The sequence below is a fragment of the Corynebacterium sp. HMSC034B08 genome (assembly GCF_001835805.1).
GTDB classification, from domain to species: Bacteria; Actinomycetota; Actinomycetes; order Mycobacteriales; family Mycobacteriaceae; genus Corynebacterium; species Corynebacterium coyleae.
Window position 1 is genome coordinate 31,438 of the sequence record NZ_KV825939.1, and the last position, 13,210, is coordinate 44,647.

General features: G+C 64.6%; 11 protein-coding genes, 1 tRNA gene and 2 pseudogenes. 8 read left to right on the plus strand and 6 right to left on the minus strand.

Translation table 11 applies throughout. The features are described from left to right. Both HMPREF2656_RS04235 and HMPREF2656_RS04240 read left to right on the plus strand, forming a co-directional pair. Nucleotides 1-936 (plus strand): annotated as a pseudogene (locus HMPREF2656_RS04235) (glutamate-cysteine ligase family protein); the annotation flags it as partial. Nucleotides 937-951: 15 nt separating this feature from the next. Next, nucleotides 952-1,599 (plus strand): DedA family protein, encoded by a 648-nt coding sequence (locus HMPREF2656_RS04240; RefSeq protein WP_070570954.1) that lies wholly within the window; start codon nucleotides 952-954, stop codon nucleotides 1,597-1,599. Nucleotides 1,600-1,647: 48 nt separating this feature from the next. On the opposite strand, the gene HMPREF2656_RS04245 is transcribed toward HMPREF2656_RS04240, so the two are convergent. Genes HMPREF2656_RS04245 through HMPREF2656_RS04255 form a run of 3 tightly spaced genes read right to left on the minus strand, consistent with a single transcriptional unit; the run spans nucleotide 1,648 to nucleotide 3,646 of the window. Beyond that, nucleotides 1,648-1,896 (minus strand): hypothetical protein, encoded by a 249-nt coding sequence (locus HMPREF2656_RS04245; RefSeq protein WP_070421444.1) that lies wholly within the window; start codon nucleotides 1,894-1,896, stop codon nucleotides 1,648-1,650. Nucleotides 1,897-1,906: 10 nt separating this feature from the next. Further along, entirely contained in the window at nucleotides 1,907-2,803 is an 897-nt protein-coding gene (locus HMPREF2656_RS04250; protein WP_070451716.1) for a RelA/SpoT domain-containing protein, read from the minus strand. Between the two features lie 33 nt (nucleotides 2,804-2,836). Then, nucleotides 2,837-3,646, minus strand: a complete 810-nt coding sequence (locus HMPREF2656_RS04255) for a DNA-formamidopyrimidine glycosylase family protein (RefSeq protein WP_070815971.1) — start codon at nucleotides 3,644-3,646, stop codon at nucleotides 2,837-2,839. 10 nt (nucleotides 3,647-3,656) lie between these two features. Here HMPREF2656_RS04255 and HMPREF2656_RS04260 point away from each other — a divergent pair, with 10 nt between their 5' ends. Both HMPREF2656_RS04260 and HMPREF2656_RS04265 read left to right on the plus strand, forming a co-directional pair. Next, complete coding sequence (locus HMPREF2656_RS04260) at nucleotides 3,657-3,896, plus strand: hypothetical protein (RefSeq protein ID WP_070815950.1); 240 nt, start codon at nucleotides 3,657-3,659, stop codon at nucleotides 3,894-3,896. A gap of 75 nt (nucleotides 3,897-3,971) precedes the next feature. Further along, nucleotides 3,972-5,486, plus strand: a complete 1,515-nt coding sequence (locus HMPREF2656_RS04265; RefSeq protein WP_070815951.1) for an HNH endonuclease signature motif containing protein — start codon at nucleotides 3,972-3,974, stop codon at nucleotides 5,484-5,486. A 10-nt stretch (nucleotides 5,487-5,496) separates the two neighbouring features. Here the strand turns inward: HMPREF2656_RS04265 and HMPREF2656_RS04270 are convergent, their stop codons facing one another. Next, nucleotides 5,497-10,161: an ATP-dependent helicase gene (locus HMPREF2656_RS04270; protein ID WP_070815952.1), complete on the minus strand. Its 4,665-nt coding sequence runs from the start codon at nucleotides 10,159-10,161 to the stop codon at nucleotides 5,497-5,499. Between the two features lie 30 nt (nucleotides 10,162-10,191). On the opposite strand from HMPREF2656_RS04270, the gene HMPREF2656_RS04275 reads away from it, so the two are divergent. The 4 genes and pseudogenes from HMPREF2656_RS04275 (at nucleotide 10,192) to HMPREF2656_RS04290 (ending at nucleotide 12,539) form a co-directional block, all read left to right on the plus strand. Then, nucleotides 10,192-10,965 (plus strand): 3'(2'),5'-bisphosphate nucleotidase CysQ, encoded by a 774-nt coding sequence (locus tag HMPREF2656_RS04275; protein WP_070570959.1) that lies wholly within the window; start codon nucleotides 10,192-10,194, stop codon nucleotides 10,963-10,965. 3 nt (nucleotides 10,966-10,968) lie between these two features. Further along, nucleotides 10,969-11,765: pseudogene (locus HMPREF2656_RS04280) on the plus strand (thymidylate synthase). An 11-nt stretch (nucleotides 11,766-11,776) separates the two neighbouring features. Then, complete coding sequence (locus tag HMPREF2656_RS04285; RefSeq protein ID WP_070815972.1) at nucleotides 11,777-12,253, plus strand: dihydrofolate reductase; 477 nt, start codon at nucleotides 11,777-11,779, stop codon at nucleotides 12,251-12,253. A 1-nt stretch (nucleotide 12,254) separates the two neighbouring features. Then, the gene (locus HMPREF2656_RS04290; RefSeq protein ID WP_070421450.1) at nucleotides 12,255-12,539 is read left to right on the plus strand and encodes a mycoredoxin; all 285 of its coding nucleotides are present in this window, start codon (nucleotides 12,255-12,257) and stop codon (nucleotides 12,537-12,539) included. Nucleotides 12,540-12,564: 25 nt separating this feature from the next. Here HMPREF2656_RS04290 and HMPREF2656_RS04295 read toward each other — a convergent pair whose 3' ends face one another. Together HMPREF2656_RS04295 and HMPREF2656_RS04300 are read right to left on the minus strand one after the other, a co-directional pair. Further along, nucleotides 12,565-13,041 carry a GNAT family N-acetyltransferase gene (locus HMPREF2656_RS04295; RefSeq protein WP_070815973.1) on the minus strand — a complete coding sequence of 159 codons (477 nt, stop codon included), beginning with the start codon at nucleotides 13,039-13,041 and terminating at the stop codon, nucleotides 12,565-12,567. Between the two features lie 48 nt (nucleotides 13,042-13,089). Continuing rightward, nucleotides 13,090-13,162 (minus strand) — tRNA-Arg (locus HMPREF2656_RS04300). Nucleotides 13,163-13,210: the final 48 nt, after the last annotated feature.

A 13,210-nucleotide genomic window follows, 5' to 3' on the forward strand; every position in this document is an offset into this window, starting at 1 on the left:
ACCTGCACATCCATGCAGCTACACCTCCAGGTGGCACCAGACCGGTTCGCGGAAGCGTGGAACGCTTCCCAAGCCATCGCGGGTGTGCAGGTCGCGCTCTCAGCAAACTCACCGCTGTTCCTCGGCCACAAGGTGTGGCACGAGTCGCGCATCCCGGTGTTCAAACAGTCCATCGATACACGCACCAAAGAACTGATCAACCAAGGCGTGCGCCCGCGTGTGTGGTTCGGCGAACGCTGGATCACCAGCGTCTTCGACCTGTTTGAAGAAAACGTGCGCTACTTCTCCCCGCTGCTGCCCGAAGGCCGCGCCGACGCAGGCACCCCGTTCATGAACGGCGACAACCCTGGCCTGCACTACCTCAACTTGCACAACGGCACGATCTGGCGCTGGAACCGGCCCATCTACGATCCGGCGGGCGAACTCAGCCACATCCGCGTGGAAAACCGCCTGCTTCCCGCTGGCCCGACCGTCAAGGACATCGTTGCCGACGCTGCGCTCTACTACGGCCTGGTCAAAGCCCTAAGCAACCAGACCCGACCTGTGTGGTCGCGCCTCACCTTCGACGCCGCAAACCGTAACTTCCTCGCCGGCGCCAAGCACGGCATCAACGCCGAGATGGAATGGCCGACGTTGGGTTCGGTTCCGGTGCGCGAGCTCGTCGAGAAGCATCTGCTCGACCTCGCCTACGAGGGGCTGCGAGCCCTTGACGTGGACCAATCCTGCGCAGACGAATACCTCGGCATCATCGAAGGCCGCGTGCGCACCGGCCAAAACGGGGCGACCTGGCAACTGGACGCCCTGAGCCGCGCCGCCGCCGGATCAAAACCCGCCACCAGCGAACGCGCCGAAGGCCTCGCACGGGTTTTGCGGCAGTACATCAAAAACTCCCAGGCAGGCGCGCCGGTGCACACTTGGAACCTTGAGGTCGAATAAGGCAAGATAGGCGCAATGCAGAGCATCATCGACTGGATCGTCGGCCTAATGGAAACCCTTGGCGCCCCCGGTGTCGGCATTGCGATCCTCTTGGAGAACCTCTTCCCACCCATTCCGTCCGAGGTCGTACTGCCGCTGGCAGGCTTCACCGTCGCGCAGGGATCCCTGAACATGGTCAGCGTGTTCATCTGGTCCGTGCTTGGCTCCGTCATCGGTGCATACATCCTCTACGGCGTCGGCGCCTGGCTCGGCCTGGAGCGCCTGCGCAAGATCGCCGATTGGATGTGGCTCGTGCGCGCCTCCGACGTGGACGCATCGATGGATTTCTTCAACAAATACGGCAAGCCCAGCGTGTTCATCGGTCGCCTCATCCCGGGTGTGCGGTCGCTGATCTCCATCCCGGCGGGCCTGGGCAACATGAACCTTCTCACCTTCGGCCTGTGGACCACGCTTGGCTCCGGCATCTGGAACGCCATCCTGATCTACCTGGGCTACATCCTCGGCGACAACTGGGAAAAGGCCACCGAGTACGCGGACACCTACTCCAACGTCATCTACGTCGTGCTCATCCTGATCATCCTCGGATTCCTGGTGTTCTTCATCCGCCGCGCGCTCAGCGACTGGGAGGCGAAAAAGGCTGACACTGCGGACACCACCAAATAACCCGCTCGAGGGCGACCGATCACGAAAGTGACGGTCGCCCTCTCCCCTTTAAGAAACCTTCTCGCCTTGCGCCCAATACGAAGCAACATCGGGAAGTTCATCGACCGCGAAGTATCGGGAGTGCGTAACCTTCAAGTCTTCTAAGGACGGCGCCCCGATCACAACAATCTCGACATCTGGATTGTCGTTGGCCTGTTCTTCCTCAAGCCGCTGCAGGATCGCATCACGTACATCCGCATACTCTTTCATCCGAAGCGCGCCGGTCTTGCGGTTGAACACCATAAGGAAGTGCTTCATCGTCTCCCCCTCACTCTTCTACCTCGTACGAACTGAGACGTTGCGATAGGGCTCGCAAAGATTCAATGAGGCTCAGAATACTCGAGGCATGCTGACTCGTAGCAGTCTCCGAGTACGACAATGCTCGAAAAGCTTCCGCCCGCAATTCATGCAGCCTCGAGTTCAATGGCAGACCCATCGGGATATTCGCTAACTGCTTCATCGAGTTCGAACTACTCCGACGCGTCGCTGCTCGTTGCCGTTCCATATGGTGAATATCACGCGCAATCGCAACTAGCGCATCAAAAACCCTGGCTAGCTCTTTATTCCCTGGCCGCGCATCGCTTTCGTATCGGATCTTTCGCCCAGTTTTGTCCGCTAACTTTTCAAAGGTGTTCGCCCACTCCGACTGGAGCAAGGTTCGCATTTGGAGTTCGACATTACCCGCAGCCGACTGAACCACCAGATGAATAGCCCGGTAACCCCCGGGCTGCGCACGGGCGATATAGTCACGCTCAATCACACGATGCCCCTCTGCCCGCAGCACCTGCTGCAGCTCCCATGAGAGATGGCGCAAATCGTCGTGCAACACGTTGGCCGTAATTCGAGCCCCGGCGAAATCCCACATCCGGCCGAGTTGAACCTTCTTCGTTTTGTCCTCATTCGACCGTCTGATTTTGTCACCAATAGTCGCCTGCGATTTCACTCGATAAGCACTGACAATGTCCGGACTTTGGTTTTCCTGGCCAAAAAGTTCCTGCGCAAAACCTGCACAGGCAGCAGCAGTCCGTCGAGCTAACTCGTCGTGCCAGATAATCATCTCCGCGGCTTCCGCAGGAACACTGGCACTACCAGCGAAATATTCTCCGAGCCGGTCGATTTCTCGCTTCCCCCACGGACGTTTTTCTCTCAAAAATTCAAAGTCCATATCTCGCCCCCCCTTTTCCAGAAATGGAATATATCAGGGCTCCGGCTGACACCGCGGACACCACCAAATAACCCGCTCGAGGTCGCCGTCGCCGCCGAGAAATCCCTTCTCAATGAGCGTGCCGCAGCGCCTACACGGCTTGTTGTTGCGGCCGAACACGTAACTTGTCTCCCCCGCCCGCTTGATCCCAGTGGTCACGCGGACGGGGGCGTCTTTATTCGCCCACATCAGCCGTCGCGCAAGACGCACATGCTTTTCGACGTCCACCTCCCCCACCCGTTCCCTCGGGTGCGTACCCGCGAGGAAGTTGATCTCCGCGCGGTACTCGTTCCCAATGCCGGCAAGATTGCGCTGATCCAGCAGGGCACGTCCGATTTCGAGGTTCGGCTGTGCCTCGATGCGCCTGACTGCCTCCGCCAGGTCGAAATCCGGATCGAGCAAATCCGGACCGAGATACCCCATCTCCTGCTCGTATTGGCGGGCTGGGAACACCCGAACGAGGCCGAGCCAAAAGCCGACGAGTTCGATGTCGGGCTGGGGGTCGTCGCTAAGCGAAAGCACCACGCGAGCCGCATGAGCGGGCTTCTTCCAGCGTGTTCCGGCGCGATGCATCGACCACGTGCCCTCCATTTTGAGGTGCGTGTGCAGGATTTGTGTCTGGTGGCCGTCTTTAGCGAACTGCATGAACAGGTGCTTGCCGCGGGGCCAAACGCGCTCGCAGGTCATGCCCGTGAAATCGACGGTGGCGTAGCGCGGGACGCGAATGCTTGTGGCTGCGACTTCGCGATTCTGCATCCACTGCAGGCGCTTCGAGAGCTGATAAACGGAATCACCTTCAGGCATAGTGGGGCCCATGTTCCGCTTTTTACGCAACATTTTCAACAGTGTGGTCAATGCCGGGCCGACCCCGGAGGAGTCGCTCGTCGGCTTCTTCCCCGACATGGACGCCGCAATCGAGTGGGCACGCGGGGTGCTCGCGGAGACCGGCACCGACCCTGAGGCCGAGTATGTGCGCGCGGTGAAGGACGTGCGCGAGGCGAATCCGCGGCTCGGCCTTGCGGCGGCAGCACACCTGGTTAAACAGTTGCAGTAGAACGGGTGTTCGAACGTTTGATTGTCACGTCGAGCGCGTTGATAGATTGACCCTCAACTACTTGAAGGAGGGGACATGAACAACATATCTCGGCTCGTTGACCAGGTCGTAGACAGCCTGACGCAATTGCGCCTGCTTTTCGACGACCCCACGTCCCTCCCCTTCACCACCATCGCCCGCGACATCGCACGCCTCGAACAAGCTATGGATAAGAAGGCCTACGTCGACGCCTCCTTCGCCCACGCCTGTGTCCTCGCCGATGCCGGCAAACTCGTCGGCGCGAACTACCCGGACGCCTACCTCATGGAAAAGTTGGGCATCTCCAAGGGCGAGGCCTACAACCGGCTCGCCCGAGCCAAAGCCATGTTCGCGCCACCCCCGCCACCCGAGCCCGACCTGGACGATTTCCTCGGGGACCTGTTTGGCGCCGGCGATGAACCGACCGACGAGGAGCGCGCCGCCGCCGAAGAAGCCGCCCGCAAGGCCGCCGACGAGGAAGCCGAGCGTCGCCGCAAAGACCAGGAGGACGCCCGCCGTCGCGCCGGCGAGGTCCCCGCCGCCAAGCAGGACATCATCCGGCGAGAACTCGACAAACTGCTCAAGGCCGCCGAGGGCGAACGCATGAGCATCTACGCCCGCGCCATGGAGGAAGCGAAGACACGCAGCGAAAAGGACTTGCGGCTGTTTGTGAAGCGCCTCGTGGACAAGGCGAACAAGCCACACGCAAAGAAGAACCCCAACGCTGGCTTTGAAAAGCGCGAGGCCACCCTGGGCAAGGAAAACTCCGACGGCACCTACGACGTGCGCCTTCACATGACCGCAGGCGACTACGCCCTCTACAAAGCACTCACCGACAAGGGGCTCGCACCAAACTCCAACATCCCGGCTGAACACCAGCAGGACCGCGACCCCCGCACCCGCGGCCAGCGCCGATACGACCAGTTCATGGACATCATGCGCCAATACGAGCACGGCGAGCAGGCCGCCAACGGCGGCGCCGCCTCCGTGGTGGTGTCGGTGACGCTCGACGACCTTGCCGACGCCGACGCCACCACCCTGTTCCAAACCAACGTCGGCGTGGAACTCAACGCCTTCGACCTGGTACGCCTCGGCATGGACGGCACCTCCGACTTCTTACTCACCGTCGACGGCCTCACCGGAGTGCCGCTGCACCTGGGCAGGTCGAAACGGCTCGCGTCTGTTGCGCAACGCATCGCCATGTTCGCCATCCAAGGCGTGTGCTCATGGGCCGGCTGCACCACCGCCATGAGCGAGTGCGAAGCCCACCACATCATCTCCTGGCTGCGGTACGGCGGCACCGACATCACCAACCTCACCGGCCTGTGCCCCACCCATCACCGGTGCAACAATGACCACCGGGACGGCTCCTTTAACAAGGGCTACATGGATTACGACCCCACAACCGGCACCGCCGTGCTGGTCAAGGCCGACGGCACCCGTCACGTAAACACCACGGACCCCGCCATGCACTCGGCGGTCAACCGAATCCGGGCGAAACGGGCCCGGGCGGCGGGGCAACCGCCGGGGACCACCCACCGGCCGGTACCCCGCGTGCCGCTACGGCCCTAAAGCCTGGACCCTAGTCGTGAAAGGTGAGCCCATCCGCTGGGCCACCCAAATCAGGCCTGCCGTCGGCCTCCTCTGCACCGTCTAGCTCTCCCAGCGCCTCCGTTATGCTGCGCCCGCGCCGCTTCGGGGGTGCCGAGGCACGCCCTCCGATCTTCGCCCCCTTGTGGGTCACCGTCGCCCCGAAGTCTTTCAGAGAAAAGGCAGGACCGCCGTTAAGCTTTTCCACGCTCAACGGCTGCATGCGGCCGGCCCGGACCGCTTGAGTCAGGGCATCGACGACCAACGGCATCGGGTCCCCTACCCCGTCGGGGAAGAAATCGAAGAAGGTGGTCATGGTTCTCCCGCCGCGGGTGATGTGGGCGGCTAAGAGGCCGTCGACAAGCACCACCATCGCGCCGGCCGAGCGGGTCGGCCCCTGCGCCGGCCACGGCAGCGCCGCCCCGTAGGGGTTCGACGGGTCGGTGGCGGCCAGTACATGCACCTGCGGATCCCGAGCGCCCGAGGGCCAGCCCACCACGTCGTCGGTGTCCTGGTGCCCGCGCAGCCGATCGATGGTGGCCGGGGTGGAAAACTGCGAGGCCCCAAGCCCCTCCACGAGGTAGCCGCGCATCGCCTTGCCACTTTCTTCAAACCCAGACAAGGTCTTGTAGGCCAGCGCGAACCCGCCCAGGATTTCCTCGGCCACCACGGAGCCGCGGGTGACCACCCCGTAGCGGTCCAGCAGCGACTCCCCTAAAGCCACCGAGCGACGCGTGGGGTCGCTATCAGGCGTGGGCGTGAGCGACCAACGGCCCACCATGTCGGGCGGGACCGTCGACGCGAACGAGGTCCGCCCCGAGCGCACCCTGCTTCGCTGCGGTCGCCGGCGCGCCCGGTGCGCCGTCTTCCCACCCGCCAACCGGGCCCGGATCGGAGCAAACGAATCCGGCGCGAGGAAGCCGGCCTCCACCAGGTCCCACATGGCTTCGCGCAGCTCCTCGGTGGTGGTCGAGGGTTCAAGCAGATCGCCGAACAGGAACCCGCCGCCGCGGCGCACCTTTTCCATCACCTGGGATTGGGTCAGCGACAGCAGTGGCTCCTCGACCTGCGGCATGAGTTGGGCCGCGTAGTCGGCGGGCAGCAGCATGATCCACGGGTCACGCGCCCCTGCCTTGCCGGCGCCGACGATAGCAACCTCGCCGTTGGCAGTGAGCTCGTCGAGCATCACCGGCGAGTAGTCGCCCACGCGCGACGGGAAAATATGTGATTCCCAGGCGCTTGCGGGCAGGCGCACCCCGGCGAGCTGCTCGATCACCGAGTAAACCCCGTCGGCGCCCCGCAGCGCGGGCGTGACCCCCACCGGAGCGACGTTTGACCACGAAGGCAGAAAACGCCCATACGCAGACTGCGACACGGGCCGGGTCTGGGCGCGCGCCGCCGCCAGCGAGCGCGACCGGATGATGCGCAGCACCTCGGCGGCGACGTACTCCTGCTCCTCGACGCCCTGCCGGTAGCGGCCCTCGATGACCTTGTCCTTGTCCACCAGCGGCATCAGCGCTGCATGCGCCGCACCGACGGCCAGCCCGAACGCGTCGGCAAGGTCGCGCAACACAAAGGGCCCGCGGGTGCGCACCCAACGCCCCACCAGTTGCGTCAGAGCGTCAGGGATGGTTTGCACCTGGGCGGGGACGCCGGGCGGGACGGGCACGCCGAGGCCGTCGCGAAGCAAGGGCGCATCCAGGACTTGGGCCACGTGTTCGCGCCCGCCGATGCGCACCAGCATCATGCGTGCCCCCAGGGACTGCTCCAAGGAGGGCAGGGGGACTGTGGTGTAGGTGGGCAGGTCGTCGATAGGCACGGGCCCCACGATGCGCAGGGTGTCGGCGAACTGCTCGGGAGTCTCCGCGCGGCCCACCCGGCGCAGCGAGGCGTCGACCTCTGCGATGATGTCGGCATCCAGCAGCTCGCGCAGCTCGACGGTGCCCAGCAGTTTGGCCAGCAGCGACGGGTCCAAGGACAGCGCCGCGGCCCGCTTCTCGGCCAGCGGGGTGTCGCCCTCGTACATGAACGCGCCGGTGTAGTTGAACAGCAGCGAGGAGGCGAACGGGCTCGGCTGGTCGGTGGTCACCTCGGCGATGCGCACCCGGCGGGTATTGATGTCGCGCATCACCTCCTGCAGGGCGGGTAGGTCGTAGACGTCCTGGAGGCACTCGCGCACCGTTTCCAGGATGATCGGAAACGACGGGTAATTCCGGGCCACATCCAACAGCTGCTCGGCACGCTGGCGCTGCTGCCACAGGGGTGCGCGCTTGCCGGGGTTGCGGCGCGGCAACAGCAGGGCACGGGCGGCGCACTCGCGGAACCGGGAGGCAAACAGGGCCGAATTGCCCACCTGTTCGGTGACGATGTCCGCGATCTCGTCGGCGTCGAACTGGAAGATCGCCCCGTCGGGCTCCCTCTCCCCTTGCGGCAGGCGAAGCACGATGCCGTCGTCGCCCGCCACCGCCTGGGCATCCATCCCGGTTTCCTGGGCGACCCGCCACCCGGTGGCCAGGGCCCACGCCGCGTTGACACCCTTGCCAAACGGGGTGTGCAGCACGACACGCCAGTCGCCTAACTCGTCGGTGAAGCGCTCCAGCACGAGGGTTTTCTCGTCAGGCAGGATGCCGGTGGCCTCCTCCTGCTCGTCGAGGTATTGCAGCAGGTTGGCCCGGGCGCGCTCGTCCAAGCTCTCGTCCAAAGCATTTCTTGCTTCTCGACGAAACGCCCCCACCGCCTTACCCAACTCATACGGCCTACCCAGCCCGTCGCCTGTCCAGAACGGCAGGCGGCCGGTGTGGCCGGGCGCGGGTGAGACCTGCACTTGGTCGCGGGTGATGTTTTCGATGCGCCACGAGGAGGCACCGAGGGTGAACACGTCGCCGACGCGGGACTCGTAGACCATCTCCTCGTCGAGCTCGCCGACGCGCCGGGGTGCTTTGTCCTCGGCGCCCGCGAGCAGGAAGACGCCGAACATGCCGCGGTCCGGGATGGTGCCCGCGTTGGTCACCGCGACCCGCTGGGCGCCGGGCCTCGCCTTGAGCACCGAGCCTTCCAAGATCGCGCGGGGCCGCAGCTCGGCGAAGTCGGTGGACGGATAGACACCGATGACCAGGTCGATGACGGAGTCGAACACCTCGCGGGCAAGGTCACGGTACGGCCAGGCGCGGCGCACGGTGTCGTACCACTCGTCCACATCCAGGTCCTCCACCGCGACCGCCGCCACAGTCTGCTGCGCGAGCACGTCCAAGGGGCTTCGCGGGGTGTGCAGCTCCTCGATCAGCCCTTGGCGCATCCGGGGCACCGTCACCGCGGTTTGCACCAGGTCGGAGCGGTGCTTCGGGTAGAACGTGCCCTCCGAAACCGCCCCCACGGTGTGCCCGGCGCGGCCCACGCGCTGCAGTCCGGAGGCCACCGACGGCGGGGATTCCACCTGGATGACCAGGTCCACCGCACCCATGTCGATGCCCAGCTCCAGCGAGGAGGTGGACACCACCGCACGCAGGATGCCCTCTTTCAGCATGGTTTCGGTCAAGGCGCGCTCGTCCTTGGACACGCTGCCGTGGTGAGCGCGCGCAATCACGGTCGCGGCGTGGCCGGCGGTATCCACCGACTTCATCAGCTGCGCCGGCGGGCGGCGGGTCTGCGGGGAGAGCGCCTCCGGGTCGTGTTCCTTCGCCCAGAGTTCGTTTAACTGGCTGGTCAGGCGCTCCGCGGTGCGGCGCGAGTTAACGAAGACGATGGTGGACCGGTGGGCCATGACTTCGTCGTAAATCGCGCGCTCGATGTGGGGCCAGATGGAGTTGGTGGCCCCAGGCGGCGGGGCGTCCGTGGCGTCGTCCAGGGCATTGTCGAAAACAGCATCGCCGATGGTGGAGGCGTCCTCGGGCACGGGCAGGTCGCTCATGTCGTCGACGGGCACGCGCACGTCTAACTGCCAGCGCTTCTCCCCCGGCGGGTTGATGATCGTCGTCTTGGGGCCCAAAAAGTTGGCCACCGCCTCGATCGGGCGCACCGTGGCGGACAGGCCGATGCGCTGGAAGTCCCCGGCGAGGCGGCGCAGGCGCTCCAGCGAGAGCGCGAGGTGCACGCCGCGTTTGGTGCCGGCCAGGGCGTGGATTTCGTCGACAATGACCGTGTCCACCGTCCTCAACATGCCCGCCGCCTTGGACGTGAGCATGAGATAGAGCGACTCCGGCGTGGTAATCAAAATGTCCGGCGGCTTTCGCACCTGCCGGTTGCGCTCCGCCTGCGGGGTGTCACCCGAGCGCACCCCCACCGAAATGTCCGGCATGTCGCGGCCCAAACGCTGCGCCACCCGCGCAATGCCAGCCAGGGGTGCGCGGAGGTTGTTCTCCACATCCACGCCGAGGGCCTTCAGCGGCGAAATATAAAGGACGCGCACGCCGCCGTGGGTGGAGGTGTTCGCCCCATCGATGGGCAGCGCCTGCTGGCCGGCCCGCTCCACCAGGGAGTTCAGCGCCCACAGAAACGCCGCCAGCGTCTTGCCGGAGCCGGTGGGTGCGACGACGAGGGCGTTCTCGTCGTCGGAAATCGCGCGCCACGCCTGCTCCTGCACCGCCGTGGGCGCTGCGAAGACATCCTGGAACCACCCCGCCACCTGCGGGTGAAAGCGGTCCAAGATCGAGCCAGTCATTTCGCCAACCTTAGCGGTAGAGTCGGGCACATGACTGCTGAGTACTCCGACTCCCGGCTGACCAACCTGATTGCGGAAGGCACGGGTGAAATCCTCAAAGGCATCCGCGGGGTGGGCCTGCTGCGTGGCCGCGAACTCGGCGAGACTGGCGACGATCTCGCCCAGGCCTGGATCGAGCGAGTCTTAAGCCAGCACCGCCCCAACGACGGGTTCCTCTCTGAGGAAGCGTCCGACAACCCGGCACGCCTGAGCAAGGATCGGGTGTGGATCGTCGACCCGCTCGACGGCACCAAGGAGTTCGCGACCGGCCGGCAGGACTGGGCGGTGCATGTGGCGCTCGTCGAAAATGGCGTGCCCACCCACGCCGCCGTCGGGCTGCCGGACCTTGGCGTGGTGTTTAAGTCCTCCGACGTGCGCCACGTCTCAGGGCCGTTCGCCGGCAAGGTGGCCATGTCGCGCAACCGCCCGCCCGCCGTCGCCCGCTACGTCGCGGACGCGATCGGCTTCGAAACAGAACAGATCGGCTCCGCCGGCGCGAAAGCCATGCACGTGCTGTTAGGCGATTACGACGCCTACATCCACGCCGGTGGCCAATACGAATGGGACCAGGCCGCACCCGTAGGGGTCTCGCTTGCGGCGGGCCTGCACGCATCGCGACTCGACGGCTCCCCGCTTCGCTATAACAACGAAGACACCTATATTCCAGACATGCTTATTTGTCGCCCGGAGATTGCCGACGACATTTTGGAAGCCGCCGCCCGCTACCACGACGAACACGGCTCGTTCGAAGGAGTACTGAAGTAACCAATGGTCAAAACCCCATACGAGGATCTGCTGCGCGACGTGCTGGAAAACGGCACCGAGAAAGGTGACCGCACCGGCACCGGCACCCGCAGCGTGTTTGGCCGCCAGATCCGCTACGACCTCTCCGAGTCGTTCCCGCTGCTGACCACCAAGAAGGTCTTCTTCAAGGGTGTCGTCGGCGAACTGCTGTGGTTTTTGCGCGGCGATTCCAACGTGCGCTGGCTGCAGGACAATGGCATCCGCATCTGGAACGAGTGGGCCGACGCCGACGGTGAGTTGGGTCCGGTCTATGGCGTGCAGTGGCGCTCCTGGCCAACCCGGACGGTGGCCACGTCGACCAGATCGCCGAGGCCCTGGCAACCCTGAAGAAGAACCCGGATTCGCGCCGCAACCTGGTGTCTGCCTGGAACGTGTCCGAACTGGACAAGATGGCGCTCATGCCGTGCCACCTGATGTTCCAGCTCTACGTCGCCGACGGCCGCCTGTCCATGCAGGTCTACCAGCGCTCCGCCGACATGTTCCTGGGTGTGCCGTTCAACATCGCCTCCTACGCACTGCTGACCCACATGTTCGCCCAGCAGGCGGGCCTTGAGGTCGGCGAGCTGATCTGGACGGGCGGCGACTGCCACATCTACAACAACCACGTCGACCAGGTGCGCGAGCAGCTCTCCCGCGACGCCCGCGAGTATCCGCAGCTCAAACTGCGCAAGGCTGCATCCCTGTTCGACTACGACTTCGACGACATCGAGGTCGTCGGCTACGACCCGCACCCCACCATCAAGGCGGAGGTGTCGGTCTAATGCAGGGCGCGATGTTGGGTGCGATCTGGGCGCAAAGCGTCGACGGCATCATCGGCGACGGCGAGGACATGCCCTGGCACCTGCCCGAAGACCTCAAGCATTTCAAGGACACCACCAGCGGGCACCCGATCATCATGGGGCGGCGCACCTGGGAGTCGCTGCCGTTCAAGCCGCTGCCGAACCGCAAGAACATCGTGTTGTCCTCGCGCGAGGCGGGTGCCTGGTCGCGCGGGGCGTCGGTCGTCGCCGACATCCCGGACCTCGAGGGCGATGCCTGGATCATCGGCGGCGCCCAAATCTACGCCGCCACCCTCGACGAGGTCGACGTCATCGAGCGCACGCTTATCGACGTCCACCCCGACGTCCCCAACTCCAAAGCCGTCCACGCCCCGCGTATCGACGACACCTTTGCCCTCGTTTCCGAAACGGAGTGGCTCACCTCGTCGACAGGCTTGCGCTACAAATTCCAACGCTTCGAAAGGATCTAACATGACCGTCACCGCACCCGAAACCAACGCCCACGTGACCATCTTCGCCGCCGACTGGTGCCCGTTCTGCCAGAAGCTGCGCCAGCGCCTCGACCGCACGGAAACCCCCTACGACATCGTCGACGTCGAGGCCGACGGCATGGACGAGGTCAACGAGTGGATCAAGTCCGTCAACGACGGCAACCGCATCGTGCCCACCGTGCTCTTCTCCGACGGCACCCACGCCACCAACCCGGAGGCCTCGGCAGTGCGCGCCAAGCTGCGCGAACTCACCGGCGAGGAGTAGGCCCGGAGAATCCTTCGGGGCCCTTCTACTCTCTCCGGTCCCAGCGGACTTCGCCGTCGACGACCTGCCCCGTGGGGACCAACCCTACGGTGGCGGCGACTCGCTGCGAGGCGATGTGGTCGGGGTGGATATGAGCGATGAGGTACGTAATGCCTCGCTCCGCAAGATAGGTGGAAAGCAGTTTCACGGCTTCTTTGGCGTAGCCGTGCCCCTGCCACTGCGCCCCGATCACCCACGCGATCTCCGTCGCACCGCCGTTGCGGGGCACGGTCGCTTGGACGTATCCGATCGGCTGCTTGCCCGCACCGAGCGTGACGACGAAATTGATCCACTCCTCGGCACCATCGCTGGATTCGCCTCGAGTCTGGATCGCGTACCGCCGCGCAAGCTCATCCTCAGAGGGCGGCCCACCGCCTGTGAATGTGTAAAGGGTTCGATCCGAAAGCACATCAGCCATCTCGGTAGCGTCCTCGACGCGAAGTGGCCGTAATTCGATAGTCATCTTCACCACCCGCTATCTGACCTCGACGCCACACCAAACCCCTATTTGCGCCCCAGAGAGGAATCGAACCTCCGACACCGGCTTTAGGAGAGCCGTGCTCTATCCACTGAGCTACTAGGGCAATGTGGCTTAGGTTACCGCAGCGGTTTTCGTTCGCGGAATCGGCTGG

Bases quoted from the DNA above. Each gene is read 5' to 3' on its own strand.
- HMPREF2656_RS04295 (WP_070815973.1), bottom strand. From the start codon at position 13,041: ATGACTATCGAATTACGGCCACTTCGCGTCGAGGACGCTACCGAGATG.
- HMPREF2656_RS04260 (WP_070815950.1), top strand. From the start codon at position 3,657: ATGTTCCGCTTTTTACGCAACATTTTCAACAGTGTGGTCAATGCCGGG.
- HMPREF2656_RS04240 (WP_070570954.1), top strand. From the start codon at position 952: ATGCAGAGCATCATCGACTGGATCGTCGGCCTAATGGAAACCCTTGGC.
- HMPREF2656_RS04270 (WP_070815952.1), bottom strand. From the start codon at position 10,161: ATGACTGGCTCGATCTTGGACCGCTTTCACCCGCAGGTGGCGGGGTGG.
- HMPREF2656_RS04290 (WP_070421450.1), top strand. From the start codon at position 12,255: ATGACCGTCACCGCACCCGAAACCAACGCCCACGTGACCATCTTCGCC.
- HMPREF2656_RS04285 (WP_070815972.1), top strand. From the start codon at position 11,777: ATGTTGGGTGCGATCTGGGCGCAAAGCGTCGACGGCATCATCGGCGAC.
- HMPREF2656_RS04265 (WP_070815951.1), top strand. From the start codon at position 3,972: ATGAACAACATATCTCGGCTCGTTGACCAGGTCGTAGACAGCCTGACG.
- HMPREF2656_RS04245 (WP_070421444.1), bottom strand. From the start codon at position 1,896: ATGAAGCACTTCCTTATGGTGTTCAACCGCAAGACCGGCGCGCTTCGG.
- HMPREF2656_RS04255 (WP_070815971.1), bottom strand. From the start codon at position 3,646: ATGCCTGAAGGTGATTCCGTTTATCAGCTCTCGAAGCGCCTGCAGTGG.
- HMPREF2656_RS04250 (WP_070451716.1), bottom strand. From the start codon at position 2,803: ATGGACTTTGAATTTTTGAGAGAAAAACGTCCGTGGGGGAAGCGAGAA.
- HMPREF2656_RS04275 (WP_070570959.1), top strand. From the start codon at position 10,192: ATGACTGCTGAGTACTCCGACTCCCGGCTGACCAACCTGATTGCGGAA.